We start from the raw sequence: 18,220 nt of genomic DNA on the forward strand, positions 1-18,220 counted from the left end.
GGCAGCGACACGGCGGCCGACGTCGGCGGCATGGGCGGGGCGGGTGCGGACGGCAACGAAGGCGGCCTCGCCGCGATGAACGCGATGGCGCGGGCCTACGCGGACGCGGCGAACAACGGCGCGCTCGCCGGCGGGCGCGGCTATTCGGGCGGCAGCGCGCTGACGCCGCCGCTGAAGGGCGCGAGCGGCGTGCAGGACGCGGACGCGTTCGTCGACCGGCTCGCGGGCCCCGCGCAGGCGGCCAGCGCGTCGACCGGGATCCCGGCGCGCTTCATCGTCGGCCAGGCGGCGCTCGAATCGGGCTGGGGCAAGCGCGAGATCCGCGCGAGCGACGGCTCGACGAGCTACAACGTGTTCGGCATCAAGGCCAGCAAGGGCTGGACGGGCCGCACGGTGTCGGCGCTGACGACCGAGTACGTGAACGGCGCGCCGCGCCGCGTGGTCGCGAAGTTCCGCGCGTACGATTCGTACGAGCATGCGATGACCGACTACGCGAACCTGCTGAAGAACAATCCGCGCTACTCCGGCGTGCTGAGCGCGAGCCGCAGCGTCGAGGGCTTCGCGCACGGGATGCAGAAGGCCGGCTATGCGACCGACCCGAATTACGCGAAGAAGCTGATCTCGATCATGCAGCAGATCGGCTGACGGGCGCACCGCCGGCCACTCGCCCGTTGTTTCCTTCGGACCGCGCCCGGCAGCCCGCCGCGCGCGGTTTCAACGTTTGCGCGAAAAAAATCCCCAATTCGATCTAAACTTTCGGTCAGCACTGCCGCTAAGTGTGAGAGACCTGCGACCGGGCCCCCGTTCTGGCCCGGTTTTATTGCGCACCGGTTGCCCCGGCGCGTCCATGAAAGAAAGACCGGCTAGCCATGAATATCGAAACGTCGACGGACCCCAGCCTGGATGCAGGCCACTCCGGGCCCGACTATGCCCGCCGCAATCCGCTGGAAATCGGCGTGCAGCTGCGCAACCTCGTGAACCGGGGCGATTTCCTGACCGTCCAGTATCCGGGCGGCCAGCTCGTCACGCGCCTGCTCGAGGTCGACGTCGGCGCGCGGACGTTTACGTTCGACTGGGGCGCGCTGGCCGAGCAGAACGCGGGCATCCTGGCTGCGTCGCACTGCACGTTCGCGGCGGCTCCCGAGGGCGTGCGCGTCGAATTCACCACGAGCACGCCGCGCGAGACGCGCTACGAGGGGTTGCCGGCGTTCGTCGCCGATTTCCCCGAGGTGCTGATGTGCATCCAGCGCCGCGAGTATTTCCGGGTCGATGCGCCGATCGTCGATCCGTTCCTGTGCCGCGGCAAGCTGCCGGACGGCGAGGGTTTCCTGTTCGAGGTGCATAACCTGTCGCTCGGCGGGGTGGGGCTGCGCACGGCCGACGAGCGCGTCGAGGCGCTCGAGGTCGGCACGCTGCTGCCCGACGTCGAGCTCGAACTGACCGGCCACGGCAAGCTGTCGCTCGACCTGCAGCTGGTGTCGCAGCGCTCGACGCAGCTGCCGAACGGGTCGCGGCGCTACCAGCTCGGGTTCCGCTACATGTCGTTGCCGGGCAGCGCGGAGAACACGCTGCAGCGCCTGATCACGCAGCTCGAGATGAAGCGCCGCTCGCTCGCGCGGGCCTGACGCGCACCCGGCCGCCGGCCCGCACCGGGCCGCCCGCGCGGCGTTCGCGGCACCGTCGGCCGGACGTTGCGACGGGCGACGCGCCAGCGCGCGTCGCGCGCGCATTTTTTCCTCAATTTTTCCGATCCGCGGCCGTTATACCGGGAGTCACGCAACCCGGCGGCCGCAGCGCGGCCGGCTCATCAGGATCGCGCATGTCTTCCAACACACTCATGAACCTCGGCGTCAGCGGCCTGAATGCTGCGCTCTGGGGCCTCACGACGACCGGCCAGAACATCAGCAACGCCGCGACGCCGGGCTATTCGGTCGAACGTCCGGTCTATGCCGAGGCAAGCGGCCAGTACACGAGCAGCGGCTACCTGCCGCAGGGCGTGAACACCGTCACCGTGCAGCGGCAGTACAGCCAGTACCTGAGCGACCAGTTGAACAGCGCGCAGACGCAGAGCGGCTCGCTGTCGACGTGGTACTCGCTCGTCACGCAGCTGAACAACTACGTCGGCAGCCCGACGGCCGGCATCTCGAGCTCGATCACGAACTACTTCACCGGGCTGCAGAACGTCGCGAACAGCGCATCCGACTCGTCGGTGCGGCAGACCGCGATGAGCAACGCGCAAACGCTCGCGAACCAGATCACGGCGACCGGCCAGCAATACGACGCGCTGCGCCAGAGCGTGAACACGCAGCTCACGAGCACCGTGACGCAGATCAACGGCTACACCGCGCAGATCGCGCAGCTGAACCAGCAGATCGCGGCCGCGAGCAGCCAGGGCCAGCCGCCGAACCAGCTGATGGACCAGCGCGACCTCGCGGTGTCGAACCTGTCGAACCTCGCGGGCGTGCAGGTCGTGAGCAACAGCGACGGCTACAGCGTGTTTCTCGCGGGCGGCACGCCGCTCGTCGTCGCCGGCACGAGCTACCAGCTCGCGGCCGTCACGTCGCCGTCCGATCCGAGCGAGCTGACCGTCGTGTCGCAGGGCATCGCCGGCGCGAACCCGCAAGGGCCGAACCAGACCCTGTCCAGCACGTCGCTGTCGGGCGGCACGCTCGGCGGCCTGCTCGCGTTCCGCAGCCAGACGCTCGACCCGGCCGAAGCGCAGCTCGGCGCGATCGCGACCAGCTTCGCCGCGCAGGTCAACGCGCAGAACGCGCTCGGCGTCAACCAGTCGGGCAACGTCGGCGGCAACCTGTTCACGACCGGCACGCCGGCCACGTACGCGAACCAGGGCAACACCGGCAACGCGACGCTGTCGGTATCGTTCGCGAATGCGGCGCAGCCGACCACGAGCGACTACACGCTGTCGTACGACGGCACCAACTACACGCTGACCGATCGCGCGAGCGGTGCGGTGGTCGGCACGCTGTCGAACGCGCAGATGCCGGGCCAGATTGGCGGCCTGAACCTGTCGCTGTCCGGCACGATGCAACCTGGCGACCAGTTCACCGTGCTGCCGACGCGCGGCGCGCTGAACGGCTTCGGCCTCGCGACGTCGAACGGCGCCGCGATCGCGGCGGCGGCGCCGTTCGTGCCGTCGGCCACCACGACGAACACGGGCACCGGGACGATCGGCGGGCTGTCGGTCACGAGCGCGACGGCCGCGGCCAACCCGCACAACTACACGATCACGATGGGCGGCACGGCCGCCATCCCGACCTACACGGTCACCGACAACACCGCCTCGCCGGTGACGACTACCGGCCCGCAGAATTACCAGTCCGGCTCGCCGATCACGCTGACGGCCGGCGTCACGGTCACGGTGTCGGGCACGCCCACGGCCGGCGACACCTTCACGGTCGCGCCGAATACGGGCGGCACGAACGACGGCAGCAACGCGCTCGCGCTGTCGCAGCTCGTCAACTCGAAGGCGTTCGGCGGTGGTACGACCACGCTGACGGGCGCGTACGCGAACTACGTGAACAGCATCGGCAACACGACGAGCCAGCTGAAGTCGTCGAGCGCCGCGCAGACTTCGCTGATCGGCCAGATCACGGAAGCGCAGCAGTCGGTGTCGGGCGTGAACCAGAACGAAGAGGCGGCCAACCTCATGCAGTACCAGCAGGCCTACCAGGCGAACGCGAAGGTGATCCAGACCGCGTCGACGCTGTTCCAGACCGTGCTCGGCCTGTTCAACTGATTTCGGGGATCGAAGCGATGCGGATTTCCACCACGCAGTTTTTCCAGATGAACGTCGCGCAGATGAACGATCAGCAGGCGCAGCTCTCGCAGCTGTACCAGCAGATCTCGAGCGGCGTGAGCCTCTCGACGCCTGCCGACAATCCGCTGGGCGCCGCGCAGGCCGTGCAGCTGTCGATGACGTCGGCGACGCTGTCGCAGTACTCGTCGAACCAGAACACCGCGCTGTCGTCGCTGCAGGCCGAGGGCCAGACGCTCTTCAGCGTTAACAACCTGCTGAACAGCATTCACACGGTCGTGATCCAGGCCGGCGACGGCTCGCTGTCCGACAGCGACCGCTCGGCGCTGTCGACGCAGTTGCAGGGCTATCGCAACCAGTTGCTGACGCTTGCGAACTCGACGGACGGCTCGGGCAACTACCTGTTCGCCGGCTTCCAGTCGACTACCGCGCCGTTCGCGAATGCGCCGGGCGGCGGTGTGACGTACAGCGGCGACTCGGGTTCGCGCCAGGTGCAGATCGCCGACACGACCACGGTCGCACAGAGCGACAACGGCGCGAGCGTGTTCCTGTCGGTGCCGATGCTCGGCAGCCAGCCGGTGCCGGCCGCCGGCGCCAGCAACACGGGGACGGGCACGATCGGCGCGGCGTCGATCACCAGCCCGTCGGCGGCGACCAATACGCACCAGTTCACGATCACGTTCGGCGGCACGACCGCCGCGCCGACCTATACGGTCACCGACAACACCGCCGTGCCGCCGACCATGACCGCCGCGCAGCCGTATTCGGCCGGCGCCGCGATCGCGCTGGGCAACGGCCTGACCGTGCCGGTGTCGGGCAACCCGGCCTCCGGCGACAAGTTCACGGTCACGCCGGCGCCGCAGGCCGGCACCGACGTGTTCGCGGCGCTCGACTCGATGATCGCCGCGCTGAAGGTGCCGGTCAGCAGCAATACGGCTGCCGCCGCCGCGCTCGCGAACGCGATGACCACCGGCACGACGAAGCTGAACAACATGATGACGAACGTCCTCACCGTGCAGGCGTCGGTCGGCGGCCGCCAGCAGCAAGTGAAGGCGATGCAGACCGTGAACCAGACCGACACGCTGCAGGTCACCAGCAACCTGTCCAACGTGACGAGTACCGACATGGTGTCGACGATCAGCCAGTTCCTGCAGATGCAGAACGCGCTGACGGGCTCGCAGAAGGCTTACTCGGCGCTGCAGAACCTCTCGCTGTTCCAGTACATCAATCCGTGATGCACGACGCGCCGGCTTCGATGTGAGCGCACGCTTATGTCGAAGCCGGCGCCGGCTGCCGCCCGCGCGCGATGCGCGGCCGGCAGCCGCAGCCGGGCCGCGCATCGCGCCCCGGTTCGCGCGCCCGGCAAGCCGCCCCCCCGCGCTTGCCGGCCCGCGCGTCTATCCGCTTGCCAGCCCGATTCCCGCTCCGTAAACTCGCGCCAGATTCCAGACCGGCGCATCCTCCGCAGCCGGCGATCGACAGGAGCCCTTTTCCCCATGTCCGATTCCTATTTCCCGCGCTGGCGGGTGCAATCGACCGGTGCGGCAGCGCGCGTGGTCGGCCCCGACGAGCGCCTGCCGTGGCCGCAGATGGTCGCGATGGGCGTGCAGCACGTCGTCGCGATGTTCGGCTCGACGGTGCTCGCGCCGCTGCTGATGGGTTTCGACCCGAACCTGTGCATCCTGATGTCGGGCATCGGCACGCTGCTGTTCTTCGTGCTGGTCGGCGGCCGCGTGCCGAGCTACCTCGGCTCGAGCTTCGCGTTCATCGGCCTCGTGATCGCGGTGACCGGCTACGGCGGCAGCGGCCCGAACCCGAACATCCCGGTCGCGCTCGGCGGGATCGTCGCGTGCGGCGTCGTCTACGTCGCGCTCGGTGCGCTGGTGCAGGCGGTCGGCACCCGCTGGATCGAGACGCTGATGCCGCCCGTCGTGACCGGCGCGGTCGTCGCGGTGATCGGGCTGAACTTGGCGCCGATCGCGGTCAAGGGCGTGTCGGCGTCGACCTTCGATTCGGTGATGGCGCTCGTCACGGTGCTGTGCGTCGGCGGCGTCGCGGTGTTCGCGCGCGGGATGATGCAGCGCCTGCTGATCCTCGTCGGGCTCGCGATCGCCTACGCGCTCTATGCGATCGCGACCAACGGGATGGGGCTCGGCAAGCCGGTGGATTTCTCGATCGTCGCGCACGCCGCGTGGTTCGGCTTGCCGGCGTTCACCGCGCCGGTGTTCGATCCGCACGCGATGCTGATGCTCGCGCCGGTCGCGGTGATCCTCGTTGCCGAGAACCTCGGCCACATCAAGGCCGTCGGCGCGATGACCGGCACGAGCCTCGACCGCTACATCGGCCGCGCGTTCATCGGCGACGGGCTCGCGACGATCGTGTCGGGCAGCGTCGGCGGCACGGGCGTCACGACGTATTCGGAGAACATCGGCGTGATGGCCGTCACGCGGATCTATTCGACGCTCGTGTTCGCGGTCGCCGCGCTGATCGCGATCGTGCTCGGCTTCTCGCCGAAATTCGGCGCGGTGATCCAGACGATTCCAGGCCCGGTGCTCGGCGGCGTGTCGATCGTCGTGTTCGGGCTGATCGCGGTCACGGGCGCGCGGATCTGGGTCGTCAACAAGGTCGACTTCTCCGACAACCGCAACCTGATCGTCGCGGCCGTCACGCTCGTGCTCGGCGCCGGCGACTTCTCGCTGAAGATCGGCGGCTTCGGGCTCGGCGGGATCGGCACCGCGACGTTCGGCGCGATCATCCTGTACGCGATCCTGCGCAAGGAAAAGGAACCGGGCCCGGTGGTCTGACCGGGCGCGGGCGGCGCGCACTCACGCGCCGGTATTGGACTGCGCCTGCAGCCACGCGCAGAACTGCGCGACGAGCGGATCGTCGGCCGGCGCGCGCGGCGCGATCCACCAGTAGCTGCGCGTCGCGATGCGCGGCCCCTCCAGCGGCATCACGAGCCGGCCGCTCGCAAGCTCGTCGTCGATCAGCGGCAGCGGGCCGAGCGCCACGCCGAGCCCGTCGACGGCCGCCTGCAGCGCCAGGTAGAAGTGGTCGAACGACTGCCGCTTGCGCCCCTTCATGGCGACGCCGGCCGCCGCGAACCAGTCGCGCCAGCCTTCCGGCCGGGTATCCGAATGCAGCAGCACGTGCCGCGCGAGATCGTCCGCGCGCGCGATCGGCGTGCGCCTGAGCAGCGCGGGGCTGCAGACGGGAATCACGCTTTCGTCGAGGAAGTGGCCGCTCGTGCAGTTCGGCCAGTGGCCGGGGCCGCGGCGGATCGCGACGTCGAAGCCGTCGAGCGCGTCGAGCGGCGCGTTCGACGTCGACAGCTTCAGCTCGACGTTCGGCACGTCGCGCTGGAACCGCGACAGGCGCGGCAGCAGCCATTTCATCGCGAAGGTCGGCAGCGCATTGATGCGCAGCACGCGCGCGGCGCCCGTGTTGCGCAACTGCTCGGTCGCGAGCGCGATGCTGTCGAACGCCGCGCGCACGGTGTCCAGGTAGCGGCGGCCTTCGTCGGTGAGCTTCACGCGCTTGCCGTAGCGGTGGAACACCGGCCGGCCGAGCCACGCCTCGAACCCGGCGATCTGCCGGCTGATGGCACCATGAGTCACATGCAGCTCGTCGCCGGCGGCGCTGAAGCTTTCATGTCTTGCCGCTGCTTCAAAGGCCCGAAGCGCGGAAAAGGGCGGGAGGTCGCGTGCCATGCTTGTGATTCTAGATCACAAGGGCGCGCCGATAAAATCGTTTTGCAGGCCTGTCGAACGGCGGTAACCTCGGCGAACCGTTTGATGAGGATCCCCATGCAATCCGTTTCCCAGCCGCCAGCCGCCACGCCCCGCCGCGTGGGCGTCGCCGAGGTGTTCACCGGCTTCCTTTCACTTGGCTTCATGTCGTTTGGCGGCGCGCTGCCGTTTGCGCGGCGCATCATCGTCGAGGAGCGCAAGTGGCTTTCCGCCGACGAGTTCACCGACCTGCTCGGCCTGTGCCAGTTCCTGCCGGGCGGCAACGTGATCAACCTGTCGGTCGCCGTCGGCATGCGCTTTTGCGGCGTCGCCGGCGCGTTCGCCGGCATTCTCGGGCTGATCGCCTGCCCGACGCTCGTCGTCGTCGCGCTCGGCGTGCTGTATGCGAAGACGCAGAACGATCCGCACGTGCAGCACCTGTTCGCGGGGCTGGCCGCCGCGGCCGCCGGGCTGCTCGTCGCGATGGCCGTGAAGGTCGCGAAGCCGCTGCGGCATATGCGTGCGGCGGCCGGCATCGCGGCGCTCGCGTTCGTCGCGATCGCGTTGCTGCGCATTCCGCTGCTGACCGCGATGCTCGTGCTCACGCCCGTCAGCATCTGGCTCGCGTCGCGGCGCCGCGACGCGGACGCGCCGCAGTCGCAGCCCGCGCAAGCGCCGGCCGCCGCGCGCGACACCCGGCAAGGAGGCCGGCCATGAACGCCACACTGATTGCCATCGCGACGATCTTCAGCCAGCTGTCGCTGCTCGCGTTTGGCGGCGGCAACACGATCCTGCCGGAGATGCAGCGGCAGGTGGTCGACGTGCATCACTGGATGAGCGCGCACGAGTTCACCTCGCTGTTCGCGCTGGCCCAGGCCGCGCCCGGGCCGAACATGATGATCGTGTCGCTGGTCGGCTGGCACGTGGCCGGCTGGGCCGGGCTGCTGGTCGCGACGGTCGCGAAGTTCGGGCCGTCGTCGGTCATCACCGTGCTCGCGCTGCACGCGTGGGAGCGCTTTCGCGACCGGCCGTGGCGCCGCTACGTGCAGCAGGGGATGATGCCCGTCACGGCCGGGCTCGTCGCGGCGAGCGCGGTGCTGATCGCCGAGGCGTCGAACCGCACGGCGATCCAGTGGGGCGTCACGGCCGTGTGCGCCGTGCTCGCATGGCGCACGCGCATCCATCCGCTGTGGCTGCTCGCGGGCGGCGCGCTGATCGGGCTCACCGGCATCGGGCAGTAACCGGCGCAAACCGGCCGCCCGTGCGCCATACTGGCGCGATTCTTCACGGGAGGCTCGATGGATCTCGACGGCGCCAGCCGCAATCTCACTGTCGCCGCGTTGCTGACGCTGTCCGGCGGCTATCTCGACGCGTACACGTATGTCGGTCACGGCCACGTGTTCGCGAACACGATGACCGGCAACGTCGCGCTGCTCGGCATCAACCTGTCGGCCGGCGAATGGGCCGCCGCGCTGCATCACGTGCCGCCGCTTGTCGGCTTCGTGATCGCCGTGTTCGTCGCGCACCTGCTCGGCCTCGCCGCGCAGCGCGGCTGGATGCGGCACACCGCGTTCGCGAGCCTGCTCGTCGAAATCGCGTTCCTCGGCGTCGCCGCGAGCGGCCTCGTCGGCGCATCGAGCGCATGGCTGATCCCCGGCATCTCGTTCGTCGCGACGCTGCAGACGCTGTCGTTCACCCATCTCGAGGAACTGTCGTACACGTCGGTGATGACGACCGGCAACCTGCGGCGCGCCGCGCAGAAGCTGTTCGTCGGGCTGATCCCGCGCTACGACGCCGGCGCGTTGCACGACTCGGCGCTGCTCGCGACGATCAGCTTCTGCTTCCTCGCCGGCGCGGTGGTCGGCGGCCTCGTGACGCGGCTCGCGCCGACGGTCGCGCTGTGGGGCGCCGTGCTGCTGCTCGTCGGCGCATTCGTGGAGATCGTGCGGCGCGCGTGGCATCGCGCGGGGCAGGGCGGCGGCGACGACGGGGCCGCGCAAACGGCCTGACGGCAAGCCCGGCGCGGCGGCCGTTGCTGCCGCGGTGCATCCGCTGCGGTGCGCTCCGGCGCGGCCACGTTGCCCCGGCCGCGCAGCACCGGCCACGCAGCACCGGCCACGCAGCACCGGCCACGCAGCACCGGCCACGCAGCACCGGCCACGCAGCACCGACCACGCAGCACCGACCACGCAGCCCTGGCCACGCAGCCCCGGCGACGCAGCCCCGGCGACGCAGCCCCGGCCGCGCAGCACCGGCCACGCAGCCCTGGCCACGCAGCCCTGGCCACGCAGCCCCGGCGACGCAGCCCCGACCATGCGGCACCGGCCACGCGTGCCGTCCTTGCTTGCGGCACGCGCTGGCGGCGTCGATCGCGCGGGCCGGCCCGTCGCGCTCCGTTTGTGACCTCGCCTTCCCGGCGCCGAATCTTACAGCGCCGCGCGCACCGGCCGGCACCGTCGCGCACCGTTCCGCCCGCGTGCGAGGCAAGCCTGGCGCGGGAACCGTTGTTCCCGGGCGACATTCGCACGATTACCGCGTGTTTCAATTTCTTTCAACGATTGCACTCGTCATATGATTCAGGCCGCATCGCGCGCGCCAGGAACGCGAGCGATCGCCACCCGGCTGCGCACGCGGCCGGCCATGAACGGAGACACCTAAAAAAAGGAAAGCTCATGAAGCAGACCACCCGGCTCGCAGCCATCGCAGGGGGCGCCGCGCTCGCATTCGCCAGCCAGTACGCGGCGGCGCAAAGCTCGGTCACGCTCTGGGGCGTCGCCGACGCCAGCATCCGCTACCTGACCAACGCCAACGCGAAGAACGACGGCCTGCTGTCGATGACCAACGGCGCGATCACCAACAGCCGCTTCGGCATCTACGGCACGGAAGATCTCGGCGGCGGCCTGAAGGCCGTGTTCAACCTCGAAAGCGGCGTGAACCTGCAGAACGGCGCATCCGCCGACAGCGGCCGCCTGTTCAACCGCGCGGCGTACGTCGGCCTGCAGAGCCCGTACGGCACGGTGACCCTCGGCCGCCAGAAAACGCCGCTGTTCGACCTGCTGTCGGACACCTACGATCCGCTGACGGTCGGCAACTACCTCGAGAACGCGTGGCTGCCGGTCGCACTCGGCGGCGGCCTGTATGCGGACAACCAGATCAAGTACACGGGCAAGTTCGAGGGGCTCACCGCGAAGGCGATGTACTCGACCGGCACCAACTACGAATCGACCGGCGCCGGCGGCTTCTCGGGCCAGATTCCGGGTTCGCTCGGCAAGGGCAATGCGTGGGGCGTGTCGCTGTCGTACGTGATGGGCCCGCTGAGCGTCGCGGCCGGCGCGCAGCAGAACAGCGACAACTCGGCGCGCAAGCAGACGATCTACCACGCGAACGTCGTGTACGCGTTCAGCAAGGCGAAGATCTACGCGGGCTACCTGCGCTCGAAGGACGACACGGGCTTCGTCGACAGCCTGCTCGCGCAGCAGACGATTCCGGTCGCGAAGGGCACCGGCCGGATCGACGACGGCCCGTTCGCCGGCGTGAGCTGGCAGGTCACCGCGCCGCTGACGCTGACGGGCGCGTTCTACTACGACCACATGCGCAACGCGATGACCGCGAACGGCACGCTCGCGAGCGGCAACCGCTACGCGATCGTCGGCATTGCCGAGTACGCGCTCAGCAAGCGCACGGAAGTCTACGGCACCGTCGACTTCAACAAGACGAACGGCGCCGCGAACGTCGAGCTGCCGGGCCGCAGCAACCAGACCGGCATCGCGATCGGCCTGCGCAATATCTTCTGACGAACGTCGGAACGCATGCGCCGGCATTCGCCCGGCACGCATCGAAGGGGCGCCGCGAGGCGCCTCTTTTTTTTCGTCACGCGACCTTCATGCGCACGCACGACTATTCGGCGAATGCTTCATCACGAGACCCCCGCGCCGTAAGGGATCCGTCGGCAAGCCAGAACATACTTTTACAGTGCGCGCGCAGGCTTTCCGCTACGCTGCGTGCATCGCCCGTCGCGTGCCGTCCGGCTCGCGCGTGCGTCGTTCCGGTGGCGCTCGGCGAGCGCGGCCGGCCTGGTGCGTAACTTGTGTATCCGGCGATGACAATCGCTGTCTGCCGGTTTTTTTCGTGGGACGATGCGCTCACGATTTTCTTGAAAGGGGATGACGATGGGTATCCTGAACACCGTGGGTGAAATCGCCGGTGCAGTCGCAGCCGTTGAAGGCGCGGAAAAGCTGGATCCGGATGCGGGCCTGCTGACGAAGGCGGCGGCTGCCGTCGCCGGCTTCAAGGGCGCGGAAGCGCTCGAAGGTCTCGTCGAGAAGAAGAAGGACGACGAACAGGCGGCAGACGATACGCAAGCGACGGACGGCGGCGACACGTCGCAGGCATGAGCATGGCGGCCGGTCCGGCCGCGGGCGCGCCGTTCGCGCGCCCGGACGGACCGGTGCCGCGCGGCCGGCGGGTCGGGCATGTGGTCGATCGGTGACGCATGGCACACCCGGCAGCCGGTTTGATCGGCGAGAGGCCACGTCTCTCGCCGTTTTTTATTGCGCGCGCGCCCGGCTGCGCCGTGCGCCGCAAGAATGCCGGAATCTTGCTATCGTGCCTTCATCCGAACCGTGATGAGGGAATGCGATGGATTTCGACTACGACCTGTTCGTCATCGGGGCCGGCTCGGGCGGCGTGCGGCTCGCGCGCCTGTCCGCGTCGTACGGCGCCCGTGTCGGCATAGCGGAACAGGAGCAGATCGGCGGCACCTGCGTGCTCCGCGGCTGCATTCCGAAGAAGCTGCTCGTCTACGCATCGCATTACCCGCACGAAGTCGACGACGCGAAGGGCTTCGGCTGGCGCTTCGGCGCCGGCACGCTCGACTGGCCCGCGCTGATCGCCGCGAAGGATCGCGAGATCAACCGGCTCAGCGACATCTACATCAACCTGCTGCGGCAATCGGGCGTCGAGATGCACGTGGGGCGCGCGACGCTCGTCGATGCGCATACGGTCGCGATCGGTGAACGCACGATCTCCGCGCGCCACATCGCGATCGCGACCGGCTCGCGTCCGTCGCTGCCGCCGCGGCCCGGCATCGAGCATGCGATCACGTCGCGCGAGGCGCTGTCGCTCGCCCGGTTGCCCGGGCGCATCGCGGTGGTCGGCGGCGGCTATATCGCGGTCGAGTTCGCCGGCATCTTCAACGGCCTCGGCAGCCGCGTCGACCTGTTCTATCGCGGCGAGCGGATCCTGCGCGGCTTCGACGACGACGTGCGCGGGTTCCTGACCGACGAGATGACGAAGCAGGGCGTCGCGATCCATTCGCGCGCGGAGGTCGAGGCGATCGAGCGCGCGGACGACGGCACGTTGCGCGTGCGTATCGGCGAGGCGTGGCACGGGCCGTACGACGACGTGCTGTATGCGACCGGCCGCGTGCCGAACGTCGACGGTCTCGGGCTCGAGCAGGCGGGCGTCACGCTCGACGCGCGCGGCGCGATTGCCGTCGACGCATATTCGGCGACGTCGGTGCCGTCGATCCATGCGATCGGCGACGTCACGTCACGGCCGCAGCTCACGCCGGTCGCGACGCGCGACGGCGGGTTGCTCGCGCGCACGCTGTTCGGCGGCTCACGCGTCGCGGCCGATCACGAATACGTGCCGTCGGCCGTGTTCAGCCAGCCCGAGGTCGCGACGGTCGGCCTGACCGAAGCCGATGCGCGCCGCGTGCACGGCGACGTCGACATCTACCGCACGTCGTTCAAGGCGTTGCGCCATACGCTGTCGGGCCGCGACGAGCGCACGCTGATGAAGCTCGTGGTCGCACGCGACAGCCAGCGCGTGATCGGCGCGCACATGGTCGGCCGCGACGCCGGCGAGATCGTCCAGGGCATCGCGATCGCGATTCGTGCGGGCGCGACGAAGGCGCAGTTCGACGACACGATCGGCATCCACCCGACCGCGGCCGAGGAGTTCGTGACGATGCGGCAGAAGGTGGCCGACTAGCGGCGGAGGGCGGCGCGCGGCCGGATTGCCGGGCCGCGCATCGGCCGGGGAAACGCCGTTTCCATAGGGCGGAGTCAGGCGCTATCAGCGATTTTCGATGGGCGTCGTTGACAAGACCGGTGCGCCGGATGCATTTCCGGGCCGGTTGTGCGCCCCGGTCTTGCGTCCTAGTGCACGCCGAACGCATCGAGCAGCCGGTACCAGCCCATCGCGAGCACCAGCGCCGGCGTGCGCAAGGCCGCGCCGCCCGGGAAGTCGCGATGGCGGATCCTGCCGAACAGGTCGAAGCGGCTCGCCTGTCCGTCGATCGCCTCGGCGATCAGCCGGCCCGCGAGCGCGGTCGTGTTGACGCCGTGCCCCGAGAACCCCTGCGCGAAGTACATCGTCGGCGCGATCCGGCCGAAGTGCGGTGCACGGTTCATCGTGATGTCGACGAAGCCGCCCCATGCGTAGTCGACCTTCACGTCCGCGAGCTGCGGGAACGTCTTCAGCATGTCCGCGCGCATCGCCGCCGCGAGATCGCGCGGCTCCCGTGTCGAGTAGCTGACCTTGCCGCCCCACACGAGCCGCGTGTCGGGCGCGGGCCGGAAATAGTCGAGCACGAAGCGGCTGTCGCAGATCGCCGCGCGCGCGGGCATCAGCGTGGCGGCGCGCGCCGGCCCGAGCGGCTCGGTCGCGATCACGTAGGTGCCGACCGGCATGATCTTGCGTGACAGCGCGGGCGCGAGCGTGCCGACATAGGTATTGCATGCGAGCACGACGAAACGCGCGCGCACGTTGCCGCTGTCGGTCTCGACGACGTGGCCGCCGGCGACGTCGCGCACGCGCGTCACGCAGCTGTCCTCGTGGATGCGCACGCCCGCGCCGGTCGCCGCGCGGGCGAGGCCGAGCGTGTAGTTGAGCGGGTGGAGGTGGCCGCTGTCCGGGTCGTACAGGCCGCCGCAATAGCGTTCCGACTGCACATAGTCGCCGAGTTCGTCGGCTTCGACGAAGTGGAAGCGGTCGTAGCCGAAGCGCTTCGCGGCCTCGTCGCGCCAGCGCTTGAGCGAGTCGGCGTCGCGCTCGGTGTTCGCGGCGGTCAGGTAGCCGGGCACCAGCGCACAGTCGATGTCGTGCTGCGCGATGCGCGATTTCACGAGCGACAGCGTTTCGAGTCCCATGTCCCAGATACGCTTCACGTCGCTTTCGGGCATGAATTGCCCGAACGTGTCGATGTCGCATGCGAACCCGCCGATCAGCTGGCCGCCGTTGCGGCCGCTGGCCGCCCATCCGACCCGCGACGCTTCGAGCACGGTCACCGAATGGCCGCGCTCGGCGAGGTTGAGCGCGGCGGACAGGCCGGTGAGGCCCGCGCCGATCACGCACACGTCGGCGTCCGTCGTGCCGGCGAGCGGCGCGTGGCGGGTCGTATCGTTGGCGGTCGCCGCGTAGTAGGACGCGACGTGCGGCTGGTTGGCGAATGTCAGCATGATCAGGATGACGAATAAAAAAGGGGGCTCAGAACAGCTCGCGCACGCGGTGGTACAGCATCCCGAGTTCGAGCGCGGGCTGGCGCCAGGCGTCGCCGCCGGGGAAGCGCCGGTGATGCATGCGCGCGAACAGGTCGAACGCGCGGGTGTCGCCCGCGATCGCGCCGGCAACCGCGCGTCCGGCGATGCCGGTGAGCGCGACGCCGTGCCCGCTGAAGCCCTGCACGTAGAAGAAGTTCGGATCGAGCGCGCCGAAGTCCGGCGCACGGTTGCGCGTGACGTCGACGAAGCCGCCCCACGCGTGGTCGACGCGCACGTCGCCGAGCTGCGGGAACACGCCCGCCATGCGCCGCCGGATCGTTTCGGCGAGCGCGGCGGGCGATGCGCCGGCCGAATTCGCGCGGCCGCCGAACAGCATCCGGTGGTCGGCCGACAGCCGGAAATAGTCGAGGAAGAAGTTGTTGTCGCACACGGCCTCGCGTTGCGCGATCAGCGCGTCGGCGCGCGCCTGGCCGAGCGGCTCGGTCGCGATGATGTACGACGCGATCGGGGCGATGCGGGCCGCGGTCGCGGCGGGCAGGATGCCGCCGGGGCCCGCGTTGCAGCACGACACGACGAAGCGGCAGCGCACGTCGCCCGACGGCGTGCGCACCACGGGCCGCGGGCCGCGCACGACGTCGAGCGCCGGCGTATGCGCATGCAGCGCGACGCCCTCGCGCCGCGCTGCATCGGCGAGGCCGAGGCAGTACTTGAGCGGATGCAGGTGCCCCGACAGCGGATCGTGCACGCCGGCGAGATAGCGCGTCGACGCGATGCGCGCGCGAATCGCGCCGGTGTCGAGCCAGGCGAGCGACGGATGGCCCCAGCGCGACGTCGCGGCGTCCATCCACGCGCGCAGGTCGTCGATGCGGCGCGGCTTCGTCGCGACCGTCAGGTAGCCGCGCGTGAAGTCGCAGTCGATCCCGTAGTGCGCGATCCGCTCGGCGATCAGCGCGACGCCATCGAGCGACAGCGACCACGCGGCGCGCGCGCCGTCGGCGCCGAGCTGCCGCTCGATCTCCTCGTCCTTCGCGAAGCCGGTGATCGCCTGGCCGCCGTTGCGGCCCGAGGCGCCCCAGCCGGGCCGGTGCGCGTCGATCACCGCGACGGACAGCCCGCGCGCGCGGCAGTCGAGCGCCGTCGACAGGCCCGCGAAGCCGGCGCCGATCACGCAGACGTCGACGTCGATCGTGCCGTCGAGCGCGGGGTCGTCCACGGCGGGGCGCACGGCCGTCGCTTCGTAGTACGAGTCGCGCGCGAGCGCGTCGGCGCGGCGGGTGAAAGACTGCGTCATGAAACCGACTCCCTCGTGGCGGCCGGCGGCGGCGTGGGGCGCACCGTCATCCGGCCGGTGAAAACGGCGCGGGACGCCGTGCGCGCGGCACGGCGTCCCGCGCGGCCCGCATCAGAACGAATAGATGAACTGCGTGGCGAGCAGGTCGTTGGACTTGCCGTACGATCCGTCGTTGCGCAGGAACACCCGGTTGTTCGCCCAGTCGTGCCGGTATTCGACCTTCACGGTGATCTGCTGGGTCGGATAGAACAGCAGGTCGAGCGCGACGTCCTGGCGGATCGCGCCCTTGCAGTCGAAGCCGAGGCCGCCGTTCGCCTGCGACGTCGCGACGCAATTCGCATCGACGCCGAAGCCGTTGTTCGGATCCATGCCGTTGCCGTTCAGCGCGATGCCGCCGCCGCCGCCGCCGTTCTTGCTGTTCACGAGCGCATCGTAGCGCAGCGTGACGCCCATGCGGCCGACCACGGGCGCGTTGAACTTGCGGTGCGCGAGCAGCGACAGGCCGTACCATTGCGCGAGCCCGCCGTTGAAGGCCGCGTGCTGCTGCTGGCCGTAGTCGAGTTCCGCGTTGTACTGAACGTCGGCGAGCGTGTAGGTCGCGTCGGCTTCCGCGAAGAAGAACGTGCCGTAGCCGCTCGGCGATGCGCCGCCGGGGCCGTAATGCACCACGCCGTTCTTGTCGATCGAGCTGGACAGCGTCTGCCGCCCGATGTTGAACGAGCCGCCGATATCGAGTGCGCTCGACCACGTGTAGTCGGCGCGCGCGGTAAAGGTCGGCACCTTGTTGCTCGTCGTGATCGGATCGCCGAGCGCGTTGGTGCCCGTCGTCGTGACCGAGCCGTAGGTGCGGTACTGCTCGTTGCCGACGAAGAACTTCCACGCCCAGTTGCCCTTCGTGTAGTTCGCCCCGGCCCCCACGTAGCTGCCCGGATCGGAGAAGTCGTACAGCAGGTTGTGCGTGAGCGTGAGCATCTGGTTCGACTGCTGCACCTCGTAGCCGCCGAAGCTCGGGATCAGGCCGGCGACGAGCGTCGTTTCCGCGGTGATCGGCACGTTGACGACGGCGGTGTTCAGCAGGTTGTCGGTGACCGAGCCGCGCGAGTTCTGCAGCAGCGTGATGCCGTTGCCGCGGTTCGGCATCAGCGTGATCTCGGCCGACGGCGCCATCGGGCCGACGCCGAAGGTCTTCTTGATGTCGAGGTAGAGATCGCCGAACGTGCTGTTGAAGTAGTTGTACGCGTTCTCGTGGTTCGCGAACAGGAACGACGACGTGCCGGCCGCGCGGTTGTACATGTAGGTCGGGTCGATGTAGCCCGTTACCGACAGGCCGGCGATCGGGCCCGTGTTGGCCGCGTCCGACAGCGAGTCGACCTTCAGCTGCTGGTTCGCGATCTGCTGCTTCATTTCGGTGACTTCGTCGTTGGTCAGCGTGGCCTGCGCCTTGCCGTATTCCGGCGAACCTGGATCGACGGCCGCGGCGGCCGCCGCGCCCGCGCCCGCGCCCGCGCCCGCGCCCGCGCCGGACGTCGCGACCACCGCGCCGCCGGGCTTCGCGGCGAGCTGCGCCTGCATCGCCTTCATCTGTTTCTGCAGCGCCGCGACCTGCGCCTGCAGCGCCTTGATCTCGGCGGATGTCGAGTCGGCCAGCGAGATGCCCGGCAACGCGCCGGCCACCAGCAGGCAGATCAGTTTCTTCTTCATTGCGGATTCTCCTTGTCGTGCGCCTGTCAACTTGCGATCGGTTCGCGCGCCGCATGGCGCGGCGCGCGGGTCTTGTTGTCGATGGAAAGGGGCGGGGCGTTCAGGCTGCCGCGAAGGCCGCCTTCATGTCGGCCATGCGGCGTCGTTCGCGCGCGATCATCATCCGGTTCACGACGATCACGCCGATCGTCACCGCCGTGATGAACAGCGTCGCCAGCGC

Annotated in this window: 15 protein-coding genes and 1 pseudogene; 11 read left to right on the top strand and 5 right to left on the bottom strand. The window is 69.4% G+C overall.

Annotated features, from left to right (window positions below):
* The 5 genes from flgJ to GQ56_RS0137400 form a co-directional block, all read left to right on the top strand.
* On the top strand, positions 1–645 hold a 645-nt coding region (gene flgJ, locus GQ56_RS0137380), incomplete at its 5' end, for a flagellar assembly peptidoglycan hydrolase FlgJ (RefSeq protein WP_031403502.1).
* A 224-nt stretch (positions 646–869) separates the two neighbouring features.
* Positions 870–1,625 carry a flagellar brake protein gene (locus GQ56_RS0137385; RefSeq protein WP_031403503.1) on the top strand — a complete coding sequence of 252 codons (756 nt, stop codon included), beginning with the start codon at positions 870–872 and terminating at the stop codon, positions 1,623–1,625.
* 194 nt (positions 1,626–1,819) lie between these two features.
* The gene (gene flgK, locus GQ56_RS0137390) at positions 1,820–3,757 is read left to right on the top strand and encodes a flagellar hook-associated protein FlgK (protein WP_031403504.1); all 1,938 of its coding nucleotides are present in this window, start codon (positions 1,820–1,822) and stop codon (positions 3,755–3,757) included.
* 17 nt (positions 3,758–3,774) lie between these two features.
* The gene (gene flgL / locus GQ56_RS0137395; protein WP_031403505.1) at positions 3,775–5,010 is read left to right on the top strand and encodes a flagellar hook-associated protein FlgL; all 1,236 of its coding nucleotides are present in this window, start codon (positions 3,775–3,777) and stop codon (positions 5,008–5,010) included.
* A 261-nt stretch (positions 5,011–5,271) separates the two neighbouring features.
* Positions 5,272–6,579 carry a solute carrier family 23 protein gene (locus GQ56_RS0137400; RefSeq protein ID WP_031403506.1) on the top strand — a complete coding sequence of 436 codons (1,308 nt, stop codon included), beginning with the start codon at positions 5,272–5,274 and terminating at the stop codon, positions 6,577–6,579.
* A 21-nt stretch (positions 6,580–6,600) separates the two neighbouring features.
* Here the strand turns inward: GQ56_RS0137400 and GQ56_RS0137405 are convergent, their stop codons facing one another.
* On the bottom strand, positions 6,601–7,485 hold the full coding sequence (locus GQ56_RS0137405; RefSeq protein ID WP_031403507.1) for a transcriptional regulator GcvA: 885 nt from the start codon (positions 7,483–7,485) through the stop codon (positions 6,601–6,603).
* 96 nt (positions 7,486–7,581) lie between these two features.
* Between GQ56_RS0137405 and GQ56_RS0137410 the strand changes: the two genes are divergently transcribed.
* The 6 genes from GQ56_RS0137410 (at position 7,582) to gor (ending at position 13,497) form a co-directional block, all read left to right on the top strand.
* Complete coding sequence (locus GQ56_RS0137410) at positions 7,582–8,220, top strand: chromate transporter (RefSeq protein WP_031403508.1); 639 nt, start codon at positions 7,582–7,584, stop codon at positions 8,218–8,220.
* Positions 8,217–8,744, top strand: a complete 528-nt coding sequence (locus GQ56_RS0137415; RefSeq protein WP_031403509.1) for a chromate transporter — start codon at positions 8,217–8,219, stop codon at positions 8,742–8,744. Before GQ56_RS0137410 ends, GQ56_RS0137415 begins: the two co-directional genes overlap by 4 nt.
* A gap of 57 nt (positions 8,745–8,801) precedes the next feature.
* Entirely contained in the window at positions 8,802–9,512 is a 711-nt protein-coding gene (locus tag GQ56_RS0137420; RefSeq protein ID WP_031403510.1) for a YoaK family protein, read from the top strand.
* Between the two features lie 663 nt (positions 9,513–10,175).
* Positions 10,176–11,297: a porin gene (locus tag GQ56_RS0137425; RefSeq protein ID WP_031403511.1), complete on the top strand. Its 1,122-nt coding sequence runs from the start codon at positions 10,176–10,178 to the stop codon at positions 11,295–11,297.
* A 375-nt stretch (positions 11,298–11,672) separates the two neighbouring features.
* Positions 11,673–11,897 (top strand): hypothetical protein, encoded by a 225-nt coding sequence (locus tag GQ56_RS0137430; RefSeq protein ID WP_031403512.1) that lies wholly within the window; start codon positions 11,673–11,675, stop codon positions 11,895–11,897.
* 244 nt (positions 11,898–12,141) lie between these two features.
* Complete coding sequence (gor, locus tag GQ56_RS0137440) at positions 12,142–13,497, top strand: glutathione-disulfide reductase (protein ID WP_031403513.1); 1,356 nt, start codon at positions 12,142–12,144, stop codon at positions 13,495–13,497.
* A gap of 167 nt (positions 13,498–13,664) precedes the next feature.
* Here gor and GQ56_RS0137445 read toward each other — a convergent pair whose 3' ends face one another.
* From GQ56_RS0137445 to GQ56_RS45240, 4 genes and pseudogenes are all read right to left on the bottom strand, one after another.
* The gene (locus GQ56_RS0137445) at positions 13,665–14,966 is read right to left on the bottom strand and encodes an NAD(P)/FAD-dependent oxidoreductase (RefSeq protein ID WP_031403514.1); all 1,302 of its coding nucleotides are present in this window, start codon (positions 14,964–14,966) and stop codon (positions 13,665–13,667) included.
* Between the two features lie 28 nt (positions 14,967–14,994).
* Positions 14,995–16,299 (bottom strand): NAD(P)/FAD-dependent oxidoreductase, encoded by a 1,305-nt coding sequence (locus GQ56_RS0137450; protein ID WP_031403515.1) that lies wholly within the window; start codon positions 16,297–16,299, stop codon positions 14,995–14,997.
* A 111-nt stretch (positions 16,300–16,410) separates the two neighbouring features.
* Positions 16,411–18,000 carry a DUF3138 family protein gene (locus GQ56_RS0137455; RefSeq protein ID WP_031403516.1) on the bottom strand — a complete coding sequence of 530 codons (1,590 nt, stop codon included), beginning with the start codon at positions 17,998–18,000 and terminating at the stop codon, positions 16,411–16,413.
* A gap of 100 nt (positions 18,001–18,100) precedes the next feature.
* Positions 18,101–18,220, bottom strand: a pseudogene (locus GQ56_RS45240) (putrescine ABC transporter permease PotI); the annotation flags it as partial.

This window comes from Burkholderia paludis, from assembly GCF_000732615.1.
Classification (GTDB): domain Bacteria; phylum Pseudomonadota; class Gammaproteobacteria; order Burkholderiales; family Burkholderiaceae; genus Burkholderia; species Burkholderia paludis.

Bases quoted from the DNA above. Each gene is read 5' to 3' on its own strand.
- GQ56_RS0137385 (WP_031403503.1), top strand. From the start codon at position 870: ATGAATATCGAAACGTCGACGGACCCCAGCCTGGATGCAGGCCACTCC.
- flgK (WP_031403504.1), top strand. From the start codon at position 1,820: ATGTCTTCCAACACACTCATGAACCTCGGCGTCAGCGGCCTGAATGCT.
- flgL (WP_031403505.1), top strand. From the start codon at position 3,775: ATGCGGATTTCCACCACGCAGTTTTTCCAGATGAACGTCGCGCAGATG.
- GQ56_RS0137400 (WP_031403506.1), top strand. From the start codon at position 5,272: ATGTCCGATTCCTATTTCCCGCGCTGGCGGGTGCAATCGACCGGTGCG.
- GQ56_RS0137405 (WP_031403507.1), bottom strand. From the start codon at position 7,485: ATGGCACGCGACCTCCCGCCCTTTTCCGCGCTTCGGGCCTTTGAAGCA.
- GQ56_RS0137410 (WP_031403508.1), top strand. From the start codon at position 7,582: ATGCAATCCGTTTCCCAGCCGCCAGCCGCCACGCCCCGCCGCGTGGGC.
- GQ56_RS0137415 (WP_031403509.1), top strand. From the start codon at position 8,217: ATGAACGCCACACTGATTGCCATCGCGACGATCTTCAGCCAGCTGTCG.
- GQ56_RS0137420 (WP_031403510.1), top strand. From the start codon at position 8,802: ATGGATCTCGACGGCGCCAGCCGCAATCTCACTGTCGCCGCGTTGCTG.
- GQ56_RS0137425 (WP_031403511.1), top strand. From the start codon at position 10,176: ATGAAGCAGACCACCCGGCTCGCAGCCATCGCAGGGGGCGCCGCGCTC.
- GQ56_RS0137430 (WP_031403512.1), top strand. From the start codon at position 11,673: ATGGGTATCCTGAACACCGTGGGTGAAATCGCCGGTGCAGTCGCAGCC.
- gor (WP_031403513.1), top strand. From the start codon at position 12,142: ATGGATTTCGACTACGACCTGTTCGTCATCGGGGCCGGCTCGGGCGGC.
- GQ56_RS0137445 (WP_031403514.1), bottom strand. From the start codon at position 14,966: ATGCTGACATTCGCCAACCAGCCGCACGTCGCGTCCTACTACGCGGCG.
- GQ56_RS0137450 (WP_031403515.1), bottom strand. From the start codon at position 16,299: ATGACGCAGTCTTTCACCCGCCGCGCCGACGCGCTCGCGCGCGACTCG.
- GQ56_RS0137455 (WP_031403516.1), bottom strand. From the start codon at position 18,000: ATGAAGAAGAAACTGATCTGCCTGCTGGTGGCCGGCGCGTTGCCGGGC.